The following is a 25690-nucleotide window of genomic DNA, read 5'->3' as shown; positions in this document are numbered from 1 at the left end:
GGGTAAATACATGTCGTTTGATCTTTATGCACCACACACTATAAAACAACAAACCCCTATGATGCAGCAGTATCTAAAAATAAAATCAGAGCATCGCGATATTTTATTGTTTTATCGTATGGGCGATTTTTACGAACTCTTTTTTGATGACGCTAAACGCGCCGCTCAATTACTCGATATTTCGCAAACTCATCGCGGTAAAGCCGGTGGCGATCCTATCCCTATGGCGGGCGTACCTTATCATGCAGTAGAAAACTACCTAGCACGCCTAGTCCAAATGGGTGAATCAGTCGCTATTTGTGAACAAGTGGGTGACCCTGCAACTAGTAAAGGCCCTGTCGATCGTAAAGTTGTTCGTATAGTTACACCTGGTACAATTTCTGATGAAGCGCTTTTACAAGAACGACAAGACAATCTTCTTACTAGCGTTTGGCAAAGTAAAAAAGGTCTGTACGGTATCGCGTACCTTGATATTAACTCTGGTCGCTTTAACGTTGTAGAGGTTAACACCGACGAAGCCTTTAGCTCAACTATTCAGCGTTTAGCTCCGGCAGAACTTCTGTATAGCGAAAGCTTTGAAAACTTTCATTTAATTGAGCATATAAAAGGTGCCCGCCGCCGCCCAGAGTGGGAGTTCGACTTAGATACGGCTCAGCACTTATTATGCGATCAGTTTGGTACTAAAGATTTAGTTGGTTTTGGCGTTGATAAAGCCCACAGCGCGCTTGTTGCTGCCGGTTGTTTAATGCAATACGTAAAAGATACACAACGTATTGCACTGCCACATATTCGTGCAATTACACTTGAGCACAACGAACACGCTGTTATTTTAGATGCCGCTACTCGTAAAAACTTAGAACTTACCGTTAATTTATCAGGTGGGTTTGAAAATACACTTGCCCAGGTACTTGATAAAACAGCAACACCTATGGGCTCTCGTTTACTTAAGCGCCGTATTCATACACCTGTACGTAATAAAGACGAGCTAAATTCTCGCTTAAATGCAATTAGCGCTATTTTAGATGTACAACTGTGCGGCGAATTACACGAATCATTAAAAGAGATTGGTGATGTAGAGCGTGTTATTGCACGCCTAGCTTTATGCACAGCTCGCCCGCGCGATTTAACTCGCCTTCGCAGCGCATTACAAGCACTTGCGCCACTGCATACTTTGTTAGGTGATGCTAACGATCCTCGTATTACGGGTATTATCAAGCACTCGCCTGAGCTCCCTGATTTACAAGAGTTATTAGAACGTGCAGTGATAGAAAACCCACCGGTACTTATTCGTGACGGTGGCGTTATTGCCCCTGGTTACAACAGCGAACTAGATGAGTGGCGTAACTTAAGTAAAGGTGCAACCGATGTACTTGATCAACTAGAGTTACGTGAACGCGAACGCACGGGTATTAGTACGCTTAAAATTGGTTATAACCGCGTACATGGCTTTTTTATTGAAGTAAGCCGCGCCAATGCCCACTTAGTGCCAGCCGACTACATTCGTCGCCAAACGCTCAAAAATAACGAACGCTATATTATTCCTGAGCTTAAAGAGCACGAAGATAAAGTACTTGGTAGCCAATCAAAAGCCTTAGCGCTTGAAAAGCAACTATACGAAGAGCTGTTCAGATTTATCGCTCCACATATTGAACAGCTGCAAATGATGGCAGCAGCACTGGCCGATTTAGACGTGTTAAATAACTTGGCCGAACGTGCATTTGCACTCAATTATGCAAAACCAGAACTGTGCGATAACGACAATATAAGCATTAAGCAAGGTCGTCACCCTGTTGTTGAACAAGTAATGAAAGAACCGTTTATTGCTAACCCTGTTGAATTAAACAGCCAACGTAAAATGTTGATTATTACGGGTCCAAACATGGGCGGTAAATCAACCTATATGCGCCAAACAGCACTTATTGTACTAATGGCTCACATTGGCAGTTATGTACCTGCAGACAGCGCTAAAATAGGTAATATTGACCGCATATTTACACGTATTGGTGCTAGCGATGATTTAGCATCAGGTCGCTCAACCTTCATGGTAGAAATGACCGAAACAGCGACTATTTTAAATAATGCCACAGCGCAGTCTTTAGTGTTAATGGATGAAATTGGTCGCGGTACAAGTACCTACGATGGGCTCTCGCTTGCGTATGCAACAGCCGATCATTTAGCGTCAAAAATATCAGCTAAAACATTATTTGCTACGCACTACTTTGAGTTAACAGAACTTGCTGAACAAACAACAGGCCTTGTAAACGTGCACCTCGATGCAATAGAGCATAACGATACAATCGCCTTTATGCATACAGTACTTGATGGCGCAGCAAGCAAGAGCTTTGGCTTACAGGTAGCTGCTCTTGCGGGTGTGCCAAAAGCTGTTATTGCACAAGCGAAACAAAAACTTAAGTTACTCGAAAATCATCAAAGCGTTACTGCACCAAATACAGAGCAACAAGCATTTACTTTTAATAATGAAGTTGCACAAAATACACCTTCAGAAGTTGAAGAGCAGTTAAGCGCAATTGACCCTGATAATTTATCGCCACGCCAAGCGCACGATTTGTTATATAAACTAAAAGCATTGTTGTAATTTATATCATCTAATTTACAAGCATAAAAAAAGCCGAAGAATAAATTCTTCGGCTTTTTAACACACATAGTCTCTTATACTATTTAACTAGTTACGAAAACTGATTAAACAAGCTATCTGTACTTAAACCTTCTTGTTGCAAAATGTCTTTTAAACGACGTAATGCCTCTACCTGAATTTGTCTTACACGCTCACGTGTTAAGCCTATTTCACGACCTACATCTTCAAGTGTAGATGGCTCATAGCCAAGCAATCCAAATCGACGAGCTAACACTTCACGTTGTTTAGGGTTTAATTCTCCTAACCAATCTACAATATGTTTATTAATATCATTATTTTGTACTTCGCCTTCAGGGCCTGCACTTTTTTCATCTGGAATGATATCAAGCAGTACACTGTCGTTTTCACCACCAATCGGCATATCAACCGATGCAATTCTTTCGTTTAAACGTAGCATTTTAGTTACGTCTTCAACGGGTCTGTCTAGGCAAGCTGCAATTTCATCAGCTGTTGGTTCATGGTCAAGTTTTTGAGTTAATTCACGCGCTGTACGTAAGTAAACATTAAGCTCTTTAACAACATGTATTGGTAGGCGGATGGTGCGAGTTTGATTCATAATGGCACGTTCAATTGTTTGACGTATCCACCATGTAGCGTAAGTAGAAAATCTAAAGCCACGTTCAGGGTCAAATTTTTCAACGGCGCGAATTAAGCCTAAGTTACCTTCTTCAATTAAATCGAGTAGAGCAAGGCCACGGTTATTGTAACGGCGTGCTATTTTAACAACTAAACGTAAGTTACTTTCAATCATACGTTTGCGTGAGGCTTCACAACCTCGAAGTGATTTGCGAGAAAAAAACACTTCTTCTTCTGCGCTAAGCAAAGGAGAAAAACCAATTTCGCCTAAATAAAGTTGGGTTGCATCAAGATTTTTAGTTACTTCTTCTTTTGCAAAGATTTCATCGTCTTCTACTTTATCTAGTAAAGTTGTGCTTTCATCAGCAGCGATGTCATCGAATTTTTCGTCAGTCGTAGTGTGTTTGTCAAGTTTTGCTGCGCTAGCCATAAGCCTTCTCCCGAGCAATTATCAATACCTGAAAATTAGGGTAGGTATTTAGCAGGATTGACAGCTTGCCCTCGGTAGCGAATTTCAAAACGAAGCGCGGTGACCGGAGATTCTGAATTACCAATTTCTGCTATTTTTTGTCCTGCCTTAACCTTCTGCTTTTCTTTAACAAGTAATTTCGAGTTATGTGCATAAGCACTTAGGTAATCATCATTATGTTTCAATATGATTAAACTACCATAACCTCGTAGAGCGTTACCCGCGTATACCACTGTTCCTTGTGCCGCAGCTAAGACTGAAGCCCCTTTGCGATTAGTAATCTGTAAACCTTTATAACCGTTTTCCTTATTAGAAAAGCGTTTGGTAATTTTGCCCTTTGCAGGCCAAAACCACTTAACTTTACTGCTCGACAAACGTTTAGTATTACTAACTTTGTTACTGGCTTGTTTCTGAACATACTCTCGTTGTTTTGGAGGATCAAGCTCTTTCTTTAATATTATGTTATTTTTTTGTGTGTTTTTTATAGACTTTTTACTCAAATTCGTATATTTTTCATCCCTTTTTGTTTTTTCGGGCTTGGGGGTTAAGGAGATGTTTTGCCCAGGGAAAATTGTGTAAGGTGATGGAATTGAATTGTTTTTTGCAAGTAATCTAAAATCTTTACCGGCGCTAAAGGCTATCGAATAGAGCGTATCACCTTTTTGCACCTTATAAATATCGCCATTTATGTTAATGGTATGACCTAAATCATTAACATTATTATTTAGGCTGCTAACAGGCGCTGGAATATGGCGAGAAGAGCAACCTGAGAGAAAAACACCAACAAATATAGTCACATACAGTAAAAACTGTTTATTCATTGTATTTTTCTCCCAAATTAGACAATTGATATTTTTAACGCTTAACGCAATAAAAAGTACGCTAGCGCAATTAATACCACTAATCCCCAACCAAGTATTTCAATATATTGACGTAATTTTGCTTCCATTTTAGCCCCGCCCCACTTCATTAAGGCTGAAACTAAAAAGAATCGCGCACCACGTCCAATCGCCGATGCGAGTAAAAATGGCAAAAATGCCATTTGTAAAACACCTGCGCCAATGGTAAATACTTTATATGGTATAGGCGAAAAACCAGCTAAAAACACAACCCAAACACCGTAATCTTTAAACCAATTTAATGCGATATCAAACTTTTCTTGCCAGTGCATTTGTGCAATCAATGGCTCAACTACGGGTTCAAATAGCCAAAACCCAAGCAAGTAACCAACTACTCCACCAACAACCGATGCTATTGTGGCAAAGCTTGCAAAACGCCATGCTTTTTTGGGTTGCGCAAGCGACATAGGTGCAAGCATTACATCGGGCGGTATTGGAAAAAAAACTGACTCTGCAAAGCTCATTGCAGCTAAATAACGTTCTGCATGGCGGTGCTTTGCCCACACTAGGGCCATATCGTATAACTTGGTAAACAACTTCAAAATGAATTCCTATTCAATATCGCCAGGTACTAACGGCACAAATCTAACGGGAGCAATAACATGCTCTTTATAATTATCGCCTTCGCGGATAACCATTACTAATTTTTGATCGCTCTCACCAATGGGCGCTAATAACACGCCTCCATCGGCTAACTGAGCAAGTAAGTCTTGCGGAACTTTAGAGGCCGCAGCAGTCACTATAATACCATCAAAAGGTGCTTGTGATTGCCAGCCTTGCCAACCATCACCATGCTTCATGGTTACATTATATAAATCGAGTTGCTGCAATCGACGCTTTGCCTGCCACTGAAGTGTTTTAATACGCTCTACCGAATAAACCTTTGTAAACGTTTTGGCTAATATTGCAGTTTGATATCCAGAGCCAGTACCAATTTCCAGCACTTTATTGCGCACACCAGCTAAGCGAAGTAGCTCTGTCATGCGCGCTACTATATAAGGCTGGGAAATAGTTTGCCCTTGCCCAATAGGTAGCGCCGTATTTTCATAAGCTTTGTGTTTTAGCACATCGTCTACGAATATGTGTCGCGGAATATCAGCAATAGCACTCAGTACTTGTGTATCTTCAACGCCTTCGCGCTTTAATAAGTCAGATAGCGCTTTTGCACTGCGGGTATAATTAGCGAGCACGATTAATCTCCAAATCGGCTAACCAGTCTCCTACTGCTTTTAGGCTGTCTTTGGCTGTCATATCAACACTTAATGGCGTAACAGAGGCATAACCGTTATTGATTGCGTAAAAGTCGGTACCCTCACCTGCATCGCTTTCTATGCCCAGCGATCCATACCAATAAATATCTCGACCCCAAGGATCGGTTTGTTTGGTCATGGTTTCGGCTTTATGACGAGCGCCTAGACGTGTTACTTGCACCCCTTTTAATTCACTTAATGGAATATCTGGCACATTTATATTTATTATTTGATCTTTTGGAAGCGGATGCGAAGCCAAACCTTTAATAATATTTACGGTAACAGCAGCGGCTGTTTCAAAATGCTCGCCCTTATGTGAGCAAAGCGATACTGCAATTGCAGGTAAGCCTAAATGGCGACCTTCAGTTGCAGCGGCAACAGTGCCAGAGTAAAGCGTATCATCACCTAAATTGGCACCATGGTTAATACCAGCAACAACAAGGTCTGGTTTTTCATCAGCTAACTGATTTACACCTAAATGTACACAATCAGTAGGTGTGCCATTAACCGACATAAAACCATTTTCGAGTGTAGTCGCTCGTAGCGGGTTCATTAGTGTTAAAGAATTACTCGCGCCACTACAGTTGCGATCAGGTGCCACAAGGGTTACATCTGCAATTTGTATAAGCGCCTGATATAAAACCGCAATGCCTTTAGCATTTACGCCATCATCGTTACTTAACAGTATCTTCATTTATGTCATTATCCTTTTCTTTACGCTCTCGAGGGCTAGCATCTTTATAATCCACCAGCTCACGTAATAATGCAGTTGCAAAACACCCTTTTGGCAAACCAAAACTCAGTTTTAAACTGGTTTCATCTATGGTCTCAACCGTTAAGTTTTGCGGAATTAAACGCAGCATCCTACGCTCATTTTTAAGGCCTAGCTCACCTAAGCCATCGCACCATGTTTTGAAAGGTTCAAGCCATATTTTTTCTTGTTCGGTCAAACCTTTTTCGCTTTTCCCCACCATAGGTGCCGACATCATAATATCGCCAGTGGCTAATCGCTCTATGTTTTCGTCGTTAATTGCATCTTCAAAAAATGCATTACTGCCGCTGAGCATAAATACTTCACGGTGCATTGTTTTAGCTAAACCATGCTCTTTAACACGTAAATTTACTATTTGATTAAACACATGAGAACGCGCTGCTGAAATAATAATGCCGCGCAGTTTTTTATCGCGAATGCGCTCCCCTGCAAACATTTTTTCAGCCATTACTAAGTTATGACCGCCATGCCCAAAGCGCTGTTCGCCAAAATAATTAGGCACACCTGCGCGTACAGCATTAATACGGCATAAAATATCAAGCGGCTCAGTCACGTTACGAAGCGTAATAGTAAATTTATTACCCTTGTGGCAGCCCGTACGTAATTTACGATCGTGGCGCTGTTGCGACACAATAAAAATGCTCTCACTATTTAAATCACTAAAATCGATAGGCTTTTTAATCGGTACTTTTACACTAAACCACTGCGAGCACACACCGTGGCGATCTTTCATGCCAGCGTAACTTACGTCTCGAGGGGATACACCCGCACGCTGCGCAATTAGCTTGGCAACATATTGCGTATTTTCGCCTTTTTTAACCACCTGCAAACACACGTGTTCGCCACTACCAGTAAATTCTATACCAAGATCTTCATCAACCATAAAGTCTTCAGCAGTGGTTTTAAAATCAGCTTTAGAAAGCGGAGCACCGTATAAATAATTTAAATCGCTCATGCGTTTGTTGTACTCGCAAGATCTTTATTCATAATAACCACTGCATGGCTCGAAATACCTTTCCTGCGCCCTTCAAAGCCTAGTTTTTCGGTAGTAGTGGCTTTAACGTTAATTTGCGAAAGGTCACAATTTAAATCGCTGGCTAAATTAGCGCGCATAGCTTGAATATGTGGCAGCATTTTTGGCGCCTGTGCAACAATAGTCACATCGCCATTGCCAATTACATAACCTTGCTCTTTAGCTAAGCTCACCACATGGCGAAGTAAAATACGGCTGTCGATATTTTCATACTCGCTTGCCGTATCTGGAAAGTGCTTACCAATATCACCCATTGCAAGCGAGCCTAAAATAGCATCGCATAATGCATGAATAGCAACATCACCATCTGAGTGCGCTAAAAAGCCCTGTGGGTAATCAATTTTTTCACCACAAATAGTTAACGGGCCTTCGCCGCCAAATTTATGTACGTCAAAACCATGGCCAATTCGTATCATAATGCACTCTCGTTTTGTTGTTTGTGTAATAAAAACCCAGCCAAATCTAAATCCTCTGGCGTGGTTATTTTAATATTATCGCTGCGACCTGCTACAAGCTTTACCGGTTTACCTGCCCACTCAATTGCGCTTGCTTCATCGGTAATAGTTACCCCACTTGCTAATGCGTTTTGAAGCGCACTTTTAAGCTCATTATATTTAAAAAACTGTGGGGTAAGTGCTTGCCATAAGTCGTCTCGTGGCACAGTTTGTTCGCTGTACTCGTGGCCACGTTTTATGGTGTCTTTTACTTTGCTAGCTAAAATACCGCCTTCATCAGCGCTTACGCATTCATCAATCAAACGTTCTATATCACTGATATTAACTAGCGGACGGGCAGCATCGTGCACCAATACCCATGTAGGCGGGTTAGGCGCTAAAAAAAGTAAACTATTGAGCACAGAATCGGCTCGCTCTTTACCGCCACTGGCTCGCACAATGCGCTTGTCAAGCAGTGGGAGTTCATCAAAATAGGGGTCGCTGTCGCTAAGAGCAACAACAATAGTACGTAATTGAGATAATTGGGAAAGTTTAGCTAAGGTGTGTTCTAAAATGGTTTTACCGGCTAATTGTATATATTGCTTAGGCGCATTGTGCTGCATTCTACTGCCAACACCCGCTGCAGGTACAATTGCTGCAATAGTCTGTTTATTTGTCATATTGTTTGCCCGGTAAAACACGAATAAATGTTTCGTCCGGTTTAATCATTCCCAATTCGTTGCGTGCACGCTCTTCAATGCCTTCTTGGCCAAGCTTTAAGTCTTCAATATCTGCTTTAAGTACTTTATTACGTTTAATGAGCTTTTCGTTAGTTACTTGATGCGACGCTACAGCACCTTTTAGCCGTGTGTAGTCTTGTAAACCATTATGACCAAACCATAATCTGTATTGTACAAACAGTGCTAAGCACAGTAAGCCAACTTGAAAAATACGCATTTAACACTCCTTATTTTAAATTCCAAATACCTTAGCTTTAATACGCTAAGGGGCGCTTTAAATTGCGCCAATTAATACTACCCGCTAAAAGCATTTCGCGTAGAGATAAAACCCGTGGCATGCAACGCTTCGAAAATTGCCACTGGTGCCCACAACATGCCCCCGTTAAACTCACTTTACTTGGCTTTATTAACTGAGCATTTTGCTGCTCTAGCCCATTTCCTAAAAAATCAAACCAACCAAGCTCGTTACAATGCAGCTTATTTTCGCCTAACTGATCGATACTGTCTATTCTTAGACGCACCTGATCGTAGCCATTTAATATAACGGGCACTATAAGCCCCACTTTGGCATACGTTTGATAAAAAAGTTCATTAGCTTGAACATTCACTTCCGGTGGGGTTGGTTTTTGCTTTTCAAGCCACGTACCATTTTGTGCGTCTAGCGTAAAAGGCGTGTCCCCATTGGCAACTAACGTTGCAGCTCGCTCAATATAATAAGGTAGGCTTTTTAACTGGCGGCGCAGTTTATCGGCACTAGGCTCTGCAACTAATCGCTGAACCTCACGCTGATAAAACGCATTACACAATTGTGCATACAGCACTTTTTGTGCATCAGTTTGCCAAATTTCAACTTGCTGCTGAGCACCAAGTGACTGATTTTTAGCGACCAAAAGCTGTACTCAAAAATATTCAGATAAATGTTTTATAACACAGTATTGAATATTTTTTAAGCGCAGCGCACTAATTAAGCGCTTGGCTTTTCACCTAATTTTGCTTTACCTGATTCTAAAAATTGCACAACCGTATTACGCTTTTTACCAATCAGCAAACTGCCATCAGCTAAAAACATAAAGTTTTGCCAATTGCGTTTAAATACATCAAATGTTGTTTCGATAATATTATCGCGTGCCATACAAAAATAAACAGTGGTGTTAGCTTCCCAATCTAAAAACGTTAAGATTGCTTCTGGTGGTTGCGCATCACCATTTTCCCACGCATCTTGCCAATCTACTTCTTGGCTAAAGCTTTTTTCTTGGCCACACCAATCGGTGTCTTCAAAAAAATCTGGGTGATCAAACTCACGGCTTACCATGGTTGTCCAAAGTACGGCTGCGCGCTCATCTCCCATAGGCTTTATTTTTACTGCGTCTTCATCTGATACAGGTAAGTCTTTATGACGAAAAACCCATGCTTTTTTGTAATCATCTAGCGAAATATAGTTCATAGTATTGGCAAATTAGTTAACATTAAAAGTGCAAAGCCAAATTATACAAGAGATCAAAACATGACTACAGCAATAAAACCACTTTCACTCAAACCAGGCATATACCAACACTACAAAGGGCCGCAATACAAAGTTGTTCATGTTGCCACCCATAGCGAAACCGAGGAGCAGCTTGTGATTTATCAAGCGCTATATGGTGAATTTGGTATGTGGGCGCGCCCACTTAGTATGTTTTTAGAAACTGTTGAAAAAGAAGGTGAGGTCATACCGCGTTTTGCCTACCTTGGACCTGCCGTTTAACTATGGCATTATAGCAAAACAACTTACTCCTCAGACCAGATAAGGGTACACCGTGCAATTTAATTCAACTGACAATTACATAGCGAGTAGCGCGCTTAAACAAGCTGTAAATGCTGCCATTATGCTTGAAAAACCACTTTTAATTAAAGGCGAACCTGGCACAGGTAAAACTATGCTGGCTGAGGAGTTGGCTAAAAGCTTAGATACCACGCTTATTCAGTGGCATATAAAATCGACTACTAAAGCGCAGCAAGGCTTATATGAGTACGACGCGGTTTCGCGCCTGCGCGACAGCCAATTAGGTGACGAGCGTGTACACAATATTGGCAACTACATCGTTAAAGGTAAGCTTTGGCAGGCATTTACGTATGCAGAGCTCAACGGTAAGCGCCCAGTACTACTCATTGATGAAATAGATAAAGCCGACATAGAGTTCCCAAACGACTTACTACTTGAGCTTGATAAAATGGAGTTTCATGTTTACGAAACTAACGAGCGCATTGTCGCAAAAGAGCGCCCTATTGTGATCATCACATCAAATAACGAAAAAGAATTACCGGACGCATTTTTACGCCGCTGCTTTTTTCATTATATTGATTTTCCTAGCAGCGACGAAATGCAGCAAATTATTGACGTGCACTACCCTAACGTTAAACAGGATTTAGTACGCCAAGCACTTGAGGTGTTTTTTAACCTGCGCGAAGCTAACGGCCTTAAAAAGAAGCCATCCACCAGCGAATTACTCGACTGGCTAAAGCTTTTAATGGCTGAAGACATAGACGCTAAAACACTGCACGACAAAGCTAAAAAAGGTGGTTTAATGCCCATGTTTGGCGCACTGCTTAAAAATGAGCAAGACATAAGCTTAATCGAAAAACTCGCATTTATGAGCCGTCGCTAACATGTTAGTACAGTTTTTTTTCACGCTACGTAAATACCGTTTACCGGTGAGCCTGCGCGAGTTACTCGACTTAATTAACGCCTTAAAAAAAGGCGTTATATTTGCCGACGTAGACGCCTTTTACTATTTAGCACGCACCATAATGGTAAAAGACGAAACGCACTTTGACCGTTTCGACAAAGCCTTTAGTGACTACTTTAGCGGTATTGCCGACCTTGATTTACTCGAAAGTTTAAAGCAACAGCACAACTTACCTGAAGATTGGCTACGTAAAGAGTTTGAAAAAAACCTAAGCGATGAAGAAAAAGCCCAACTTAAAGCTATGGGCGGGCTCGACGAGCTTATGAAGACCCTAAAAGAGCGTTTAGAAGAGCAACAAAAACGCCACGCAGGCGGCAATAAATGGGTGGGCACTGGCGGCACATCACCTTTTGGTGCATACGGCTACAACCCTGAAGGCGTACGTATTGGGCAAGACGGCAACCGTAACCGCCAAGCGGTAAAAGTGTGGGATAAACGAGAATACAAAAACCTCGACACCGACAGAGAAATTGGCTCGCGTACTATTAAACTCGCCCTTAAAAAACTGCGTAAGTTTGCCCGCACTGGCGCAAGCGATACACTGGATTTAAACGAAACCATTCGCGCTACTGCAAAACAAGGTGGCATGCTGGATGTAAAAATGGCACCCGAGCGCCACAACGCCGTAAAAGTACTCATGCTGTTTGATATTGGCGGCTCAATGGATGACTATATTCACACCTGCGAAGAATTATTTAGCGCCGCCCACAGCGAGTTTAAACATTTAGAGTTTTACTACTTTCATAACTGTTTGTACGAACACGTGTGGCAAGATAACGCCCGCCGCCATTCAAACGTAATCGACACCATGATGCTGATTAATAAATTTACCAGCGACTATAAAGTAATTTTTGTGGGCGATGCTACTATGGGCCCATACGAAATAGCCTACTCCGGCGGCTCGGTAGAACATTACAACGAAGAGCCCGGAAGTGCATGGTTATCAAGAATCACCAACCACTTTGATAAAGTCGCCTGGCTCAACCCACAACCCGTTGAACACTGGCCGTACTATCAATCAATTGGCTTTATAAAAGAGCTAATGAACAACCGCATGTATGCGCTGAGTTTAGATGGGATAAGTAGAGCGATAAAAGAGCTGAGTTAATACTAAGTATTAGAGTCATATGAGGTTAAAATAACCTCCAAAACGTCAAAATAATGCTTTGAATTTTCTAAGTTATTAATTCAAACATTGTTCTTACCTTGGAGGTAGACTTGTTAAGCTCTGATCGATTTCAGCTTACTTGTTGCATATTCAGCACCTTACAGAGATTAATGCAGCATGGCCTTAAAAAGCCACACTACTTAATATTAAAAGCTATTTATTATAAGGTTATTCGATAGATCTCATTCCTACCTTTTACACTTGATACGACGACCTCTTTAACTTCAGCTTTTAATTGGCCACTATTACAGCCGACAAATTCAAAAGTGTAATTTATATCTATATAGGCTGTACCTATATCTGGATAAATTCCAAACGTCTTATAAAAATCAACTTTCCTTGTATCAAAATAAAAACCCCCATCTTTAGATAGAACTGGGGACTCTATATTGTCAAACCATTTTTTTGTATTAAAACCGACGCCCATTAGTTTGTTAGTATAAGTTTCTCTAGAAAAAAACCGCCCTCCGTATTGAGCTGTTCGGCTAGAATAATCCATATTATCATAATCATTTATTACATAAATAGATTGATTTCTTTTTAGTTGACTCCCAAAAGCCTCCAGAGCAACCTTTTCCCTTTTTGTAATAGCTCTATGGTCTCTATATTTGCTTGCTCTCATCCACCCACTCGGAAGCTCTGGTGAGAACCAATGATCATACGTATTAAAAACTACATTGTCGGGTACCGCACTTCGTTCTACAATATTTTCCCCTGTTACGGAGCCGCCTTTGTACAAAACCATTAGGCCAGTTTCTTCGTCATACCTCGAAAAAGCTGCAGGTTGTGATATTTTAAATTGCTTACCATCTACATTGGATTTCATTTTTTTTCGTTTTTCTTGCCAATCATTCCATACTGACTCTTTAATAGCTTTTCTTTCCTCTGGAGATTGGGTCGCACTGTTTCCAACATATTTAGTTATAGCGTCATAAGATTGAGAGCAATATCCGACTGTACCAGAGTATATATCGGTAGCAGAAGGCTCTTCAGATGCTAGTAAAATAGACTCTAAACCGGTACTTTTACAACCGCCAAAAAAAAGAGTTGATGTAATAAGTGCCAGTAAATAGTTTTTTTTCATTATAATTATTCCTTTATAAAATATTTAAATCGTTAAGGGATCTAAAAATCGTGCAATTATATTTTTCTACACAGTGTTGTAGAAAAATATAAAACCCATCCACGGCGCAAAAACCTGCTTCTTTAGAATTAAAAACCACTTAACAATCAATATTATATAGAAAATAACCTACAGTTCAATTATTAATACAGATAACCTCACCAATATCTAATGGGGGAACTCCAATGATATTGTGCGCGACAATGAATTAAAGTTATACATTTCGAGAGATAGCCATAATACTTTTGGTCACCATATTCAGAGGAAAATAAAAGAGGCATTTGACTTACAAATCTAGATTAATTAAACGAGTTAAAATCTAATCAAAAGATAATTGATTTTCTAAAACTTTATGAGTATGGGGGAAAGCCTTCAAGGATACTACAGAACATAGCTCGCAGTCTTTAAAACCAAATTGGTAGGAGCATCGTACAGGCAAAAACGCCTCTCCTGTGCCGGTCTCTAAACTTAGTTTTTTGTACCTCGCAAGGTCGCTTGCTCAATAATATGCGTGAGTAACTTAGCGGCTATGCCTTGGCGTAAATAGTTGCTTGATGTGCGCATTGATTTAATTTCGCCTTCGGTCACATTTAGTGCTTTTAAAGCGCCAACACCCGCTAAATTATTATCAATCCATAAGCTATAAAAAGTTATATCGGGCTGAGTGAGTTTACTCACATCAAGTGCATGTACGCTCTCAACGGGTGAGTGTTTTAACATATCGTTATGATGCGCCTGTAGTAGCTTTATAACGAGTGGGTTTGAAAGCTCACCTATTCTAATATCCATTTATACCTCGTTTAAGTTTTAAGATTTAGGGCTTTAATTAAAACCCTAAAGCAAGTAGCTATATTTAGGCTGCTAGTTTCCACACTACAAACGCTACTGCAAAACCTACTAAATACACTAGTCCTAACCACGTTAAGCTACGTAATAACACACTGTGCTTTATAGCAGGCTCTGATCGCACAAGGCTAAAGTTGAGCCATGCAAATACAGGCGTTGTGACAAATGAAAGCGTCATGGCAAACGTAAGCATGGGGCCAAGGGCTGATTTAAAAAATAAAATAACGGCCATACCGGCAAGTGCTTGCAGTATTAACCAAATATTTAGACTGTGTTTTGATTGCTTAAATCCAAGTAGTTTATGAGACTCGTTAAGCGTGCGGGCGTAGCCATCTAGCACGGTGAGTGTAGTGCCAAACATACATAAAAAGGCGATTGCTGATACAAGCGGCCTTGCCCACTCGCCTATTGTTAATGCGTACATATCAATAAGCTGCTTGGCAAACGCGACACCGCCGAGTTCTATACTACTGGTTTGCCCGTACTGCACTAATACACCTAAGCTAAAAAATACCAAGGCTAAGCCAGCTGTAAGCCAGTAACCTACGTTAAAATCGAACAAGCCTTGGCTTTTAGAAACTGTTTGCTGCGCTTGTTTTTCTTTTAGCCATAAAGAACTTAATGCAGATATTTCGATAGGGGCTGGCATCCAGCCCATTAAAGCCACCATAAAGCTAAGCATGGCAAGTTCATACGGTGAAGGCCCTATGTAATCAGCAGGTGCCATTGGGCCGTTACTAAATGCAATGGCAAGGGCAATCAAAGTAGCGAGCGTAAGCAGCCCCATAATGCCTTTGGCAACGTTATCTAGCGCTTTAAAGTGCCCAAGTAGCAATATAACTAAACATACTCCCAACAGCATCCAACAAAGCAAGGTTACTTCAATAACAATAGGCAGCGCGTAATGCAGTAAGCTTGCGGTAAGCAGTAATACACCGGCGGTATTAACTACAGCAGCTACAATGTTTAAACCAATAAAGCTGTAAAAGTAAAACGGGCCTTTGCTTTTATAGCCCTCCACTAGGCTATTTTTAGTAGCGAGTGTGTATTCCATCCCAAAGCGAAAAAACGGGTACTTTAAAACATTAACAACGAGGATAAGCCAAAATAATTGCCAGCCAAATATTGCCCCAGCTTGCGTAGAGGCAACTAAGTGAGAACCGCCAATAGCGGCTGTTGCCATTAGGATCCCAGGGCCAAGCGCACCTAGTCGAGACTTCCATACTGCTTTTGTTGTGTGCATTAATTTCTCAAAATATGTGTGTTGTGTGTTCTTTTTATTAATTTTTATAATTAATAAACTGCAAGAGCGCATAACTTACCTAAATTACAGGCAATAAAAAAGAGCCATACGGCTCTTTTTTACAATACTTTGTGACTAAATTTTATTTAAGATCCATCTCTTGGATGATCTCGTGTGCGATTTCAGGTGTAGTGCTAACAGGCTTTTCGTGTAAGTTTGCTTTTATCTGCCCTTTTCGATGTTTTAGTGCCGCATCGAGTTTTTTAGCTGCGCTTGCAATGGCTGGGTACATAACTTCGTTTTCCCCTTTTACCGATATGCGCGTGCCTTCGTAATTAGTGCTAATTTCAGCTTGGATTTTATGATGCTCTTTAGACAAAATAATATCGAGTGCAATAAGCGATGGAAAATGGCTCTCGATTTTTGAAAATTTTTCGTTGATGTGCTCTCTAATAGAGTCAGTAACTTCAACATGGTGACCAGAAAGATTAATTTTCATAGGGTATCCTTTTATTTGTTACCTCATAAATAGTATTGGGGGCTATTTAGATTAACACAAGGAAAAAAGAGAGATATTTGAGGTTTATTTGCGGTTTTTGGTGATTTAAATCATGCGTTGCGCAAAGTTTATGCAAAGCCCATAGTGCATGGGCTTTCAGACGTCTAGCTGTACTGGTTAATCTGTGTACGAACAACAGTAGTCAGCAAAATCAGATACTTTTACTTTAAAGCTTACATTTGCATCAACATTAAACGATTCACCTGCGTTAAATGTTTTCCATTCGCTTGCTCCTGGTAATAAAATATCCCATTGGCCAGCTAAAAGCTCCATGCACTCTTTTTGGTTTGTATCAAAAACAAACTCACCTGGTTGCATAAAGCCTAACGTTTTCGCTTCTCCATCACCTAAAATAACGGTACGGCTCGACACTTTTCCGTCAAAATATACATTGGCTTTTTTTACTACACTTACGTTATCGAACTTTGGCATTTTTAGCTCCTGCTATTAATTTAAGATTTTTATTTATAAATTTTATCGCACTACCTTGCCTGATAGCTTACTTTCTTGCAAGGAAAGCAGCATTGTTCAAGGTGAAGTTGCTTCATGTAAGGGCATAAAAAAACCCGCAACATGTGCGGGTTCTTCAATTACTTACTTTATTTAATCAAAGCGATTAAAAAAGCTCGTTTGCTTTGCTTACAATGTTTGCCACTGTAAAACCAAAGTGCTCAAACAACTCACCTGCAGGCGCTGACTCACCAAAGGTAGTCATACCTACTACTGCGCCGTTTAGGCCTACGTACTTGTACCAGTAGTCAGCAATACCTGCTTCTACTGCTACGCGGCGTGAAACAGATGCCGGTAATACGCTTTCTTTGTATGCTGCGCTTTGATCTTCAAAGGCATCAGTACATGGCATAGATACAACACGTACCTTTTTACCTTGGCTGCGTAGTTCGCTTGCTGAATCTTGTGCTAGTTGCACTTCAGAACCTGTTGCAATAAAGATAATCTCTGGGTTGCCGTCACAGCTAAGGATGTAACCACCCTTCTTAACATCTGCTAATTGCTTTGCGTCACGGGCTTGTTGCTCAAGACCTTGGCGAGTAAAGATTAACGATGTAGGACCGTCTTTACGCTCAATAGCTTGTTGCCATGCAATTGCCGACTCAACTTGGTCACATGGGCGCCAGTTGTATAAGTTAGGCGTTAAACGCATGCTTGCAATTTGCTCTACTGGTTGGTGAGTTGGACCATCTTCACCTAAACCAATTGAATCGTGCGTGTATACAAAAATGCTTGGTTGCTTCATTAATGCAGCCATACGTACAGCATTTTTTGCATATTCAACAAACATTAAGAACGTAGCACCGTAAGGAATAAAACCTTTATGAAGGGCAATACCATTCATAATTGCCGACATACCAAACTCACGTACACCGTAGTAAATGTAGTTACCGCTTGCGTCGTCGTGCGTTAAACCTTTAGAGCCATCCCAAATTGTTAAGTTTGAGCCAGCTAAATCGGCTGAGCCACCCATGAATTCTGGTAATAACGGACCAAACGCATTTAATGCATTTTGCGATGCTTTACGAGACGCTGGGTTTGCTGGGTTTGCTTGTAATTGCTCAATATACGCTTGAGATTTTTCAGCCCAATCGCCAGGAAGTTCGTTGTTAATACGACGCTTGTATTCTGACGCTAGCTCTGGGTATGCTTTTGCGTATGCTGCAAATTTTTCGTCCCAGCTTGATTCAAGCTGCTGACCTTTTTCTTTGCTATCCCATTGTGCGTAAATATCATCAGGAATTTCGAACGCATCGCCAGTCCAACCTAAGTATTCGCGAGACGCTTTAATTTCGTCATCACCCAGTGGTGCACCGTGACAATCGTGGCTGCCTGACTTATTAGGTGAGCCGTAACCAATAATTGTTTTACAACAAATTAGTGAAGGTTTATCGGTAACGCTTTTTGCTTCTGCGATTGCAGCACTTACAGCATCGCTATCGTGGCCATCAACACCACTAATTACATGCCAACCGTATGCTTTAAAGCGAGCTGGCGTGTCATCTGTAAACCAACCTTCTACTTCGCCATCGATTGAAATGCCGTTGTCATCCCAAAATGCAACAAGCTTACCTAAGCCTAGAGTGCCTGCAAGTGAACCTGCTTCATGAGAAATACCTTCCATAAGGCAGCCATCGCCCATAAATGCATAGGTAAAGTGATCAACAATATCGTGACCTTCACGGTTAAACTGTGCAGCTAGCGCTTTTTCAGCAATTGCCATACCTACGGCATTTGTGATCCCTTGACCTAATGGACCCGTAGTAGTTTCGATTCCTGGTGCATAGCCGTATTCTGGATGACCTGGTGTTTTAGAATGCATTTGACGGAAGTTTTTAATTTCGTCCAGTGGTAAGTCGTAACCACTTAGGTGCAATAGAGAATAGATAAGCATTGAACCGTGGCCGTTTGAAAGAATAAATCTGTCACGGTCAGCCCACTCTGGATTCGTTGGGTTATGTTTTAGATAATCGCGCCATAATACTTCTGCGATATCAGCCATGCCCATAGGGGCTCCAGGGTGGCCAGATTTGGCCTTTTGTACTGCGTCCATTGACAAGACGCGAATAGCATTTGCAAGTTCTTTGCGAGATGGCATGAATTCTCCTACCTTTATGTGTATTTGCGCGGGTATTTATGTGTTTGTTTATGCACCCAAGTAACTTGGGTTCGTTTATACCGACCATTCTTACTTATTGTGGGGGCTGTGTGCAATTAAAAACCCTATAAAAGTGAGGCATTATGAATATTTTTTAAGACCAAAAAGTTATTAGTAATTTTATTTAGACGTCTAGGCGTAAAAACACTATGCAAGGTGTTTTGTTTTCGATAAAATACGCCCCTTAATTTTTTAGCGCTAATACCGACGTTTGTGAAGCGCAATATTTGTGAGCAGAATTACAATGGCAAAACATTTATTTACTTCTGAATCAGTTTCTGAAGGTCATCCGGATAAAATCGCCGATCAAATCTCTGATGCGGTACTTGATGCTATCCTAGAGCAAGACTCTCATGCCCGTGTTGCATGCGAAACTTACGTAAAAACCGGTATGGTTATGGTTGGTGGTGAAATCACTACTAGCGCATGGGTTGATATCGAAGAAATTACACGTAAAACAATTCGTGACATTGGCTACACAAATTCAGACATGGGCTTTGATGCCGATTCATGTGCAATTTTAAACACTATTGGTAAACAGTCTCCTGACATTAACCAAGGTGTTGACCGTACTAGCCCAGAAGAGCAAGGCGCTGGCGACCAAGGCTTAATGTTTGGTTACGCATGTAACGAAACAGAAGTACTAATGCCTGCTCCAATTACTTACTCACACCGTTTAGTACAGCGCCAAGCTGAGGTTCGTAAAAGCGGCGAGCTTAACTGGTTACGTCCAGATGCAAAATCTCAAGTTACTTTTGCATACGAAAACGGCAAGCCAGTAGGTATTGATGCTGTAGTACTTTCTACTCAGCACAGCGAAGACATTTCGCAAAAAGATTTAGTAGAAGCGGTGATGGAAACAATCATCAAGCCGGTACTTCCTGCAGAACTTATTACAAGTGCGACTAAGTTTTTCATTAACCCAACAGGTCGCTTTGTAATTGGCGGTCCAATGGGTGATTGTGGTTTAACTGGTCGTAAAATCATTGTAGATACATACGGTGGTATGGCTCGTCACGGTGGTGGTGCATTCTCTGGTAAAGATCCATCAAAAGTTGACCGTTCAGCAGCATACGCTGCACGTTACGTTGCTAAAAACATTGTTGCTGCTGGTCTTGCTGACAAGTGTGAGCTACAAGTTTCTTACGCAATTGGTGTTGCAGAGCCTACTTCTATTAGCGTTGAAACGTTTGGTACAAGCAAGCTAGAAGAAAGCCGTTTAATCGAGCTTATTCGTGAACATTTTGACCTGCGCCCTTACGGCTTAATTCAAATGCTTGATTTAGAGCGCCCTATCTACCTTCCTACAGCGGCTTACGGCCACTTTGGTCGTGACGAATTCCCTTGGGAACGTACAGATAAAGCAGACGCACTTCGCGCAGCTGCTGGCCTTTAAGCCAAAATTGTTGTAGTAAATTAAAAACGGCCCTTTTAAGGGCCGTTTTTGCATCTAAAACTTATTCGCTATATTGTTTGTAGCGCGTCTACAAAATAACTATTAAATCGACCTCGAATTCTTTTGTACTTTAGGTATATACTCATTTCATTATAAAAGCTTTAGGGACAGTTAAATGGCCGATAACTTTCGCGTTATATTTGCAGGACTTGCCGATAACGTTGACATAAAAACAGCATGTACAAATTTAGCTGCAAAATTAAAAACGTCAGATGAAAAAGTAGCTCTTTTTTTTAAAGGTAAGCCGCTGTTTGCACCAAGCGATAAAGACAAAGCGTTAAAACAGGCTAAGTTACTAGCAAGCTTAGGTATTAAAAGTAAGCTTCAAGCTGTTTCAAATGCAATTCAAAATAGCTCCCCCGCAGCTGCAAATAACAACCAACGTGATGAACGTATTTTTGATGCACTCGATTACATCACTAGTAGCTTGATACGCCTTGAAGAAAAGCTAGACGAGTTAGAGCAACGCCTTCCTGAAGCTCAATTAAAAGCACCAGACGAAAGTATTGACGAATGGCAAGGTGACGATCTAATGCTAGATGATGATTTAGCGCCTCCTAAAAAACGCAGCAACTTACTTTTATATTCATTGATTGCAACTGCCACAATTTTGCTAGTCGTACTGGCTGTTTTTTTAATTTTTCCCGATTTATTCTCTTTTTAAGAATGGCTAATTAATTTAATGAGTAATAAACGCGCAAAAATAAGAGCAGAAATTCGTAACACCCGTAAAAACTTGTCAAATAATCAGCAAATAATTGCTGCGCAATCGCTAAAAATGAATTTTATTCAACATTTAAAAAGCGAAAAAACAACGAATTCAAAGCATATTGCCATTTACTTAAGTAACGATGGGGAGCTAGACACTTCATTGTTAATTAAAGAATTATGGAGTTTAAACCATACCGTTTACCTACCTATAATACACCCATTCAATGGCGCTAATTTACTATTTCAGCGCTATGAGAAAAACTCACCCATGAGAGCAAATCGCTATGGTATCTTGGAGCCTAAGCTGAACTGCTCTCAAATATGCCCATTACCAGTGCTTGATTACCTCCTTATGCCATTAGTTGCATTTGATAAACAAGGTAATCGCCTAGGAATGGGAGGTGGGTTTTACGACCGGACATTGGCGCGTTTACATGAACAAAATTGGCAAAAACCGCAACTAATTGGCCTTGCACATGAATGCCAAAAAGTTGATGCTCTACCAATCGAGTCGTGGGATGTACCACTTAAAACCATTATCACCCCAGATAAAACATACTGTTGGTAACAATTAAATTTGATTACTAACCGCATATTTCTGACATACATGAGCACAAAGCAATGACACAAGATGAATTAAAAAAAGCAGCTGCTTGGGCAGCACTCGAGTTTGTAAAAGAAAACACTATTGTAGGTGTGGGTACAGGCTCTACTGTTAATCACTTTATTGATGCCCTTGGCTCAGTAAAGGACACTATTGTAGGCGCTGTATCAAGCTCAGAAGCCTCAACCGCGCGCTTACAAGCGTTAGGTATTGAAGTATTTGAGCTTAATAACGTTGCTGCTTTAGATGTATACGTTGATGGCGCTGACGAAATAAACGCCCAAAACGAAATGATTAAAGGTGGCGGTGCAGCCCTCACTCGCGAAAAAATAGTAGCCGCTGTAGCTAAACAATTTGTGTGCATTGTAGATGACACCAAATTAGTAAAAACATTAGGCGACTTCCCGCTTCCGGTAGAAGTTATTCCAATGGCTCGCAGCTACGTTGCACGAGAATTATTAGAGCTTGGTGGTGACCCCGTTTATCGCCAAGGCGTAGTTACCGATAACGGTAACGTTATATTAGATGTATTTAACTTAAAAATTACCAATGCTAAACAACTTGAAGCACAAATAAATTCAATTGTTGGCGTAGTTACCAACGGCCTATTTGCAATGCGTGGTGCTGATAAAGTGATTATCGGTACTAAAAATGGGCCACAAATTAAATAGGATGAGGTTATGAGTAAGGTATCGTTAGCAAAAGACAAAATTAAAATTCTCTTGCTTGAAGGTGTTCACCAAAGCGCTGTTGAAACGCTAAAACGTAACGGTTACAGCAATATCGACTACGTTAAAACATCCTTACCTGAGGACGAATTAAAAGAGCGCATTAAAGATGTTCACTTTGTAGGACTTCGTTCTCGTACTCATATTAACCAAGCCGTATTAGACTCAGCTGACAAGCTAGTTGCTGTTGGGTGTTTTTGTATTGGTACAAACCAAGTTGATTTAGATGCAGCACGCGAACGCGGTATTGCTGTATTTAACGCACCATTTTCTAATACTCGTTCAGTTGCTGAACTTGTACTTGGTGAAATCCTACTTTTATTACGCGGTATTCCAGAGCGTAATGCAGCGGCTCATCGTGGTGGCTGGTTAAAAACAGCAAATGGTTCGTTTGAAGCACGTGGTAAAACATTAGGTATTATTGGCTACGGTCACATTGGTACTCAGCTAGGTATTATGGCTGAAAATATCGGTATGAACGTTGAATATTACGATATCGAAGATAAATTATCACTCGGTAATGCAAAGCAAGTTCACAACCTAACTCAGCTATTACAACGCTCTGATATTATTAGTTTACACGTACCAGAAACACCGCAAACTAAAAATCTTATTGGTAGTGCAGAACTTGCTGTTATGAAGCAGGGATCTATTTTGATCAATGCTTCACGCGGAACTGTTGTTGATATTGATGCACTTGCAGAAGCACTAACAGAGAAAAAACTAAGTGGTGCAGCAATCGATGTGTTCCCTACTGAGCCAAAATCTAACGATGAAGAATTTGTATCGCCACTGCGCCAATTCGACAATGTTATTTTAACGCCGCACATTGGTGGTTCTACACAAGAAGCACAAGAAAACATTGGTATTGAAGTAGCGGGTAAATTGGCTAAATATTCAGATAATGGCTCAACTATTACTGCCGTTAACTTCCCTGAAGTATCGCTGCCTGAGCTTGCTAATCGTAGCCGTTTATTACACGTGCACCACAACCGCCCTGGTGTACTAACGCAAATTAACCAAGCGTTTGCACAGCACGGTATTAACATTGCTGCGCAATACCTACAAACAGACGCATCTATTGGTTATGTAGTTATTGATGTAGATACAGATCAATCTGAAGTAGCACTTAAAGAACTAAGCGCTGTTGAGGGTACAATTAGAGCACGTATTTTGCATTAATAAGTACTTTTGATATTAAGAAGGGTCCTTATGGACCCTTTTTTGTATTTAGATTACATATACTTTCTTAAGTATTTTTTGAATACCGGATCTGTTGCAGCCAACTCTTTTTGCTCAGCTAATATCTCTTTTAAAATAGCACCTGAGGTAAGCGGGTTTGCAAGTACCACTCTAAATACAACTGTAGGTTGATTGTCGTATTTAGAAGGCGTTAAACGAGTACGTGATACAAATGAGCGACCAGACTCTCGCTGACGTTTTTGCATACTGGCAGTAAAACGATTCAGAGAGGCAAAAATATCTAACCGAGTTGCAGCATCTGCATCGGCTATTGCTTGTTTAATTTGCTTAGGTACATAACGATACGTTAATAAGCACAATTCAGGTTCTGAAATAAGCTCAAAGTCTTCATCAGCTTTAATTAAATCAGCAAAGTAATGTGCTTTTTTGATGCTTCGATCAATCAGCATTTCATAACCTTTACGACCAATAACACGTAAGCAAGCATGTACTAACATTGCCATACCAGGTCGGCTGCCTTCAAGCGTGTGGCTACCTAAGTCTTTTGAACCTTTACGTAATATGTACTCAGCGTGATGCTCTATTGCATCGGTTGCAGCGGGATCTTTAAATAAAACTAAGCCCGCTCCCATTGGTACATACATTTGTTTATGTGCATCGATGGTAATTGAATCTGCTCGCTCAACCCCTTTTAGTAAAGGGCGATGCGTGTTCGATAAAAGGGTTGCTCCTCCCCATGCAGCATCTACATGAAAATGGCAGTTAATGTCTTGTGCTAAGTCGGCCATTTCATCAAGTGGGTCAATATTACCGGTTTCGGTTGTACCCGCTACCCCAATAATCGCCATTACTTTAATGCCTTGCGATTCAAGCTCACGTGCTTTTTCGCGCATAGCTCCTACATCAACTTTATTATTTTCGCAGGTTTTAATGCCAATTAAGTTATCGCGGCCAATACCGAGTAAATCAACCGATTTACCTAACGAGTAATGTCCGCGTTCTGATATTAATACTGCTAAACCTTTATAGCCGTAATGCAGCATACCGGCAATTAGGCCTTGTGCGCCGATACCTCTAAAATCGCCATCGGGTTTTAATAAGCGGTTTCGAGCAATCCAAAGCGCAGTAATATTAGCGACCGTTCCACCAGAGCAAAATGCACCTAATGAGGTTTTAGCACTGTGCATCCATTTAGAATAAAATGAATCGTCTTGCCCATAAGCTAAATGGTGCATCATTCCAAGCACTTGACGTTCAAGAGGCGTAAACGCTTTAGACGTTTCTATTTTTACTAGATTTTGATTTAGCCCTACCATCAATTTTGACAGCGGTAATAAGAAATGCGGCAAGGCAGAGGTCATGTGACCAATAAAGCTAGGCGCAGCTGTATGCACAGAATGCGCAACAAGTTGCTCCATTATGTCTTGGGCATAAGCAGATACAAACGTTGGATCCTCTGGGATCACTGCCGACTGAAAATCTTTTTCGATTTCATGTAATGGTTTTTCAATTGCCGCTATATTTTCGTTTAGAAAACCTGCTAAATTACTCGAAATTTCAAGCTCGATTTTGCTTAAAGTTGAGTCTGGCGCTTCAGGTACAGTAAATATACGCTTAAGGCTTTCTTTAGAGGCGACGGCACAACGCTTTTGATCCATCTCAATACCTAGTGTGTGTAGCTAAAACACGCGCTTACCCATCAAAAACGCCTAATTATTAGGACATTTAGAGCAATCGTGTTTCTTTAAAAATTGCGCTAACTTTACTGCAATATAACTAAAATGTCTCGTTTAAACCTATAAAAGCAATCAAAGCGATGACAAAAA

26 protein-coding genes and 1 pseudogene are annotated in these 25690 nt (G+C 40.8%); 9 read left to right on the top strand and 18 right to left on the bottom strand.

Annotated elements, in window-relative coordinates:
- Positions 1 to 10: 10 nt before the first annotated feature.
- Positions 11 to 2596 (top strand): DNA mismatch repair protein MutS, encoded by a 2586-nt coding sequence (gene mutS, locus I6E82_RS09970; RefSeq protein ID WP_024593958.1) that lies wholly within the window; start codon positions 11 to 13, stop codon positions 2594 to 2596.
- Between the two features lie 91 nt (positions 2597 to 2687).
- Here the strand turns inward: mutS and rpoS are convergent, their stop codons facing one another.
- The 11 genes from rpoS to I6E82_RS09915 all read right to left on the bottom strand — a co-directional run bounded on the left by rpoS (position 2688) and on the right by I6E82_RS09915 (position 10273).
- Positions 2688 to 3662 (bottom strand): RNA polymerase sigma factor RpoS, encoded by a 975-nt coding sequence (gene rpoS / locus I6E82_RS09965; RefSeq protein WP_007584786.1) that lies wholly within the window; start codon positions 3660 to 3662, stop codon positions 2688 to 2690.
- 35 nt (positions 3663 to 3697) lie between these two features.
- Complete coding sequence (locus I6E82_RS09960; protein ID WP_165736245.1) at positions 3698 to 4522, bottom strand: peptidoglycan DD-metalloendopeptidase family protein; 825 nt, start codon at positions 4520 to 4522, stop codon at positions 3698 to 3700.
- Positions 4523 to 4563: 41 nt separating this feature from the next.
- On the bottom strand, positions 4564 to 5142 hold the full coding sequence (locus I6E82_RS09955; RefSeq protein WP_007584782.1) for a YqaA family protein: 579 nt from the start codon (positions 5140 to 5142) through the stop codon (positions 4564 to 4566).
- Between the two features lie 9 nt (positions 5143 to 5151).
- Positions 5152 to 5790, bottom strand: a complete 639-nt coding sequence (locus tag I6E82_RS09950) for a protein-L-isoaspartate(D-aspartate) O-methyltransferase (RefSeq protein WP_007584780.1) — start codon at positions 5788 to 5790, stop codon at positions 5152 to 5154.
- On the bottom strand, positions 5780 to 6544 hold the full coding sequence (gene surE / locus I6E82_RS09945; protein WP_007584778.1) for a 5'/3'-nucleotidase SurE: 765 nt from the start codon (positions 6542 to 6544) through the stop codon (positions 5780 to 5782). Before surE ends, I6E82_RS09950 begins: the two co-directional genes overlap by 11 nt.
- Positions 6525 to 7577, bottom strand: coding sequence for a tRNA pseudouridine(13) synthase TruD (gene truD, locus I6E82_RS09940; protein WP_197117772.1), 1053 nt, complete (start codon positions 7575 to 7577; stop codon positions 6525 to 6527). Before truD ends, surE begins: the two co-directional genes overlap by 20 nt.
- Entirely contained in the window at positions 7574 to 8071 is a 498-nt protein-coding gene (ispF, locus tag I6E82_RS09935; RefSeq protein WP_197117770.1) for a 2-C-methyl-D-erythritol 2,4-cyclodiphosphate synthase, read from the bottom strand. Before ispF ends, truD begins: the two co-directional genes overlap by 4 nt.
- Positions 8068 to 8769, bottom strand: a complete 702-nt coding sequence (gene ispD / locus I6E82_RS09930) for a 2-C-methyl-D-erythritol 4-phosphate cytidylyltransferase (RefSeq protein ID WP_076925197.1) — start codon at positions 8767 to 8769, stop codon at positions 8068 to 8070. The genes ispF and ispD overlap by 4 nt, the downstream gene beginning before the upstream one ends.
- Positions 8759 to 9046, bottom strand: coding sequence for a cell division protein FtsB (gene ftsB, locus I6E82_RS09925; protein WP_024596337.1), 288 nt, complete (start codon positions 9044 to 9046; stop codon positions 8759 to 8761). Before ftsB ends, ispD begins: the two co-directional genes overlap by 11 nt.
- A gap of 37 nt (positions 9047 to 9083) precedes the next feature.
- Positions 9084 to 9719, bottom strand: a complete 636-nt coding sequence (locus I6E82_RS09920) for a hypothetical protein (protein ID WP_197117768.1) — start codon at positions 9717 to 9719, stop codon at positions 9084 to 9086.
- Between the two features lie 74 nt (positions 9720 to 9793).
- On the bottom strand, positions 9794 to 10273 hold the full coding sequence (locus I6E82_RS09915; protein WP_010554439.1) for a DUF2947 domain-containing protein: 480 nt from the start codon (positions 10271 to 10273) through the stop codon (positions 9794 to 9796).
- 60 nt (positions 10274 to 10333) lie between these two features.
- On the opposite strand from I6E82_RS09915, the gene I6E82_RS09910 reads away from it, so the two are divergent.
- Genes I6E82_RS09910 through I6E82_RS09900 form a run of 3 tightly spaced genes read left to right on the top strand, consistent with a single transcriptional unit; the run spans position 10334 to position 12663 of the window.
- Positions 10334 to 10573, top strand: coding sequence for a DUF1653 domain-containing protein (locus I6E82_RS09910; RefSeq protein WP_010554438.1), 240 nt, complete (start codon positions 10334 to 10336; stop codon positions 10571 to 10573).
- 52 nt (positions 10574 to 10625) lie between these two features.
- Entirely contained in the window at positions 10626 to 11474 is an 849-nt protein-coding gene (locus I6E82_RS09905; protein WP_010554437.1) for an AAA family ATPase, read from the top strand.
- A 1-nt stretch (position 11475) separates the two neighbouring features.
- Positions 11476 to 12663, top strand: a complete 1188-nt coding sequence (locus tag I6E82_RS09900) for a vWA domain-containing protein (protein WP_197117766.1) — start codon at positions 11476 to 11478, stop codon at positions 12661 to 12663.
- A gap of 220 nt (positions 12664 to 12883) precedes the next feature.
- On the opposite strand, the gene I6E82_RS09895 is transcribed toward I6E82_RS09900, so the two are convergent.
- From I6E82_RS09895 to tkt, 6 genes and pseudogenes are all read right to left on the bottom strand, one after another.
- On the bottom strand, positions 12884 to 13807 hold the full coding sequence (locus I6E82_RS09895; protein ID WP_182737853.1) for a hypothetical protein: 924 nt from the start codon (positions 13805 to 13807) through the stop codon (positions 12884 to 12886).
- 358 nt (positions 13808 to 14165) lie between these two features.
- Positions 14166 to 14635: pseudogene (locus I6E82_RS09890) on the bottom strand (GNAT family N-acetyltransferase).
- 64 nt (positions 14636 to 14699) lie between these two features.
- Positions 14700 to 15875, bottom strand: a complete 1176-nt coding sequence (locus I6E82_RS09885; RefSeq protein ID WP_197117999.1) for an NRAMP family divalent metal transporter — start codon at positions 15873 to 15875, stop codon at positions 14700 to 14702.
- A 202-nt stretch (positions 15876 to 16077) separates the two neighbouring features.
- Positions 16078 to 16434, bottom strand: coding sequence for a ribosome hibernation-promoting factor, HPF/YfiA family (gene hpf, locus I6E82_RS09880; RefSeq protein WP_007376058.1), 357 nt, complete (start codon positions 16432 to 16434; stop codon positions 16078 to 16080).
- A 177-nt stretch (positions 16435 to 16611) separates the two neighbouring features.
- A complete protein-coding gene (gene ppnP, locus I6E82_RS09875; protein ID WP_002958974.1) occupies positions 16612 to 16926 on the bottom strand; it encodes a pyrimidine/purine nucleoside phosphorylase in 315 nt (104 codons plus the stop codon).
- A 184-nt stretch (positions 16927 to 17110) separates the two neighbouring features.
- Entirely contained in the window at positions 17111 to 19102 is a 1992-nt protein-coding gene (gene tkt, locus I6E82_RS09870; RefSeq protein WP_197117763.1) for a transketolase, read from the bottom strand.
- Between the two features lie 304 nt (positions 19103 to 19406).
- On the opposite strand from tkt, the gene metK reads away from it, so the two are divergent.
- From metK to serA, 5 genes are all read left to right on the top strand, one after another.
- The gene (gene metK, locus I6E82_RS09865) at positions 19407 to 20558 is read left to right on the top strand and encodes a methionine adenosyltransferase (protein ID WP_101164183.1); all 1152 of its coding nucleotides are present in this window, start codon (positions 19407 to 19409) and stop codon (positions 20556 to 20558) included.
- A gap of 175 nt (positions 20559 to 20733) precedes the next feature.
- Positions 20734 to 21282 (top strand): hypothetical protein, encoded by a 549-nt coding sequence (locus tag I6E82_RS09860; protein WP_101217711.1) that lies wholly within the window; start codon positions 20734 to 20736, stop codon positions 21280 to 21282.
- Between the two features lie 18 nt (positions 21283 to 21300).
- On the top strand, positions 21301 to 21897 hold the full coding sequence (locus I6E82_RS09855; RefSeq protein ID WP_197117761.1) for a 5-formyltetrahydrofolate cyclo-ligase: 597 nt from the start codon (positions 21301 to 21303) through the stop codon (positions 21895 to 21897).
- A gap of 53 nt (positions 21898 to 21950) precedes the next feature.
- Positions 21951 to 22604, top strand: coding sequence for a ribose-5-phosphate isomerase RpiA (gene rpiA / locus I6E82_RS09850; protein WP_197117759.1), 654 nt, complete (start codon positions 21951 to 21953; stop codon positions 22602 to 22604).
- Between the two features lie 9 nt (positions 22605 to 22613).
- Entirely contained in the window at positions 22614 to 23843 is a 1230-nt protein-coding gene (gene serA / locus I6E82_RS09845) for a phosphoglycerate dehydrogenase (protein ID WP_024594074.1), read from the top strand.
- Positions 23844 to 23896: 53 nt separating this feature from the next.
- On the opposite strand, the gene panP is transcribed toward serA, so the two are convergent.
- The gene (panP, locus tag I6E82_RS09840; RefSeq protein ID WP_197117757.1) at positions 23897 to 25522 is read right to left on the bottom strand and encodes a pyridoxal-dependent aspartate 1-decarboxylase PanP; all 1626 of its coding nucleotides are present in this window, start codon (positions 25520 to 25522) and stop codon (positions 23897 to 23899) included.
- Positions 25523 to 25690 lie beyond the last annotated feature (168 nt).

Source organism: Pseudoalteromonas sp. NZS11 (assembly GCF_015864765.1).
GTDB lineage: Bacteria > Pseudomonadota > Gammaproteobacteria > Enterobacterales > Alteromonadaceae > Pseudoalteromonas > Pseudoalteromonas arctica.
This window is presented reverse-complemented; position numbering and strand designations above follow the sequence as displayed.

Coding starts and splice junctions, on each gene's coding strand:
- mutS (WP_024593958.1), top strand. CDS start 11: ATGTCGTTTGATCTTTATGCACCACACACTATAAAACAACAAACCCCT.
- tkt (WP_197117763.1), bottom strand. CDS start 19,102: ATGCCATCTCGCAAAGAACTTGCAAATGCTATTCGCGTCTTGTCAATG.
- ppnP (WP_002958974.1), bottom strand. CDS start 16,926: ATGCCAAAGTTCGATAACGTAAGTGTAGTAAAAAAAGCCAATGTATAT.
- I6E82_RS09860 (WP_101217711.1), top strand. CDS start 20,734: ATGGCCGATAACTTTCGCGTTATATTTGCAGGACTTGCCGATAACGTT.
- I6E82_RS09885 (WP_197117999.1), bottom strand. CDS start 15,875: ATGGCAACAGCCGCTATTGGCGGTTCTCACTTAGTTGCCTCTACGCAA.
- truD (WP_197117772.1), bottom strand. CDS start 7,577: ATGAGCGATTTAAATTATTTATACGGTGCTCCGCTTTCTAAAGCTGAT.
- I6E82_RS09895 (WP_182737853.1), bottom strand. CDS start 13,807: ATGAAAAAAAACTATTTACTGGCACTTATTACATCAACTCTTTTTTTT.
- ispD (WP_076925197.1), bottom strand. CDS start 8,769: ATGACAAATAAACAGACTATTGCAGCAATTGTACCTGCAGCGGGTGTT.
- I6E82_RS09910 (WP_010554438.1), top strand. CDS start 10,334: ATGACTACAGCAATAAAACCACTTTCACTCAAACCAGGCATATACCAA.
- surE (WP_007584778.1), bottom strand. CDS start 6,544: ATGAAGATACTGTTAAGTAACGATGATGGCGTAAATGCTAAAGGCATT.
- I6E82_RS09855 (WP_197117761.1), top strand. CDS start 21,301: ATGAGTAATAAACGCGCAAAAATAAGAGCAGAAATTCGTAACACCCGT.
- ftsB (WP_024596337.1), bottom strand. CDS start 9,046: ATGCGTATTTTTCAAGTTGGCTTACTGTGCTTAGCACTGTTTGTACAA.
- panP (WP_197117757.1), bottom strand. CDS start 25,522: ATGGATCAAAAGCGTTGTGCCGTCGCCTCTAAAGAAAGCCTTAAGCGT.
- hpf (WP_007376058.1), bottom strand. CDS start 16,434: ATGAAAATTAATCTTTCTGGTCACCATGTTGAAGTTACTGACTCTATT.
- serA (WP_024594074.1), top strand. CDS start 22,614: ATGAGTAAGGTATCGTTAGCAAAAGACAAAATTAAAATTCTCTTGCTT.
- rpiA (WP_197117759.1), top strand. CDS start 21,951: ATGACACAAGATGAATTAAAAAAAGCAGCTGCTTGGGCAGCACTCGAG.
- I6E82_RS09900 (WP_197117766.1), top strand. CDS start 11,476: ATGTTAGTACAGTTTTTTTTCACGCTACGTAAATACCGTTTACCGGTG.
- rpoS (WP_007584786.1), bottom strand. CDS start 3,662: ATGGCTAGCGCAGCAAAACTTGACAAACACACTACGACTGACGAAAAA.
- I6E82_RS09960 (WP_165736245.1), bottom strand. CDS start 4,522: ATGAATAAACAGTTTTTACTGTATGTGACTATATTTGTTGGTGTTTTT.
- ispF (WP_197117770.1), bottom strand. CDS start 8,071: ATGATACGAATTGGCCATGGTTTTGACGTACATAAATTTGGCGGCGAA.
- I6E82_RS09915 (WP_010554439.1), bottom strand. CDS start 10,273: ATGAACTATATTTCGCTAGATGATTACAAAAAAGCATGGGTTTTTCGT.
- metK (WP_101164183.1), top strand. CDS start 19,407: ATGGCAAAACATTTATTTACTTCTGAATCAGTTTCTGAAGGTCATCCG.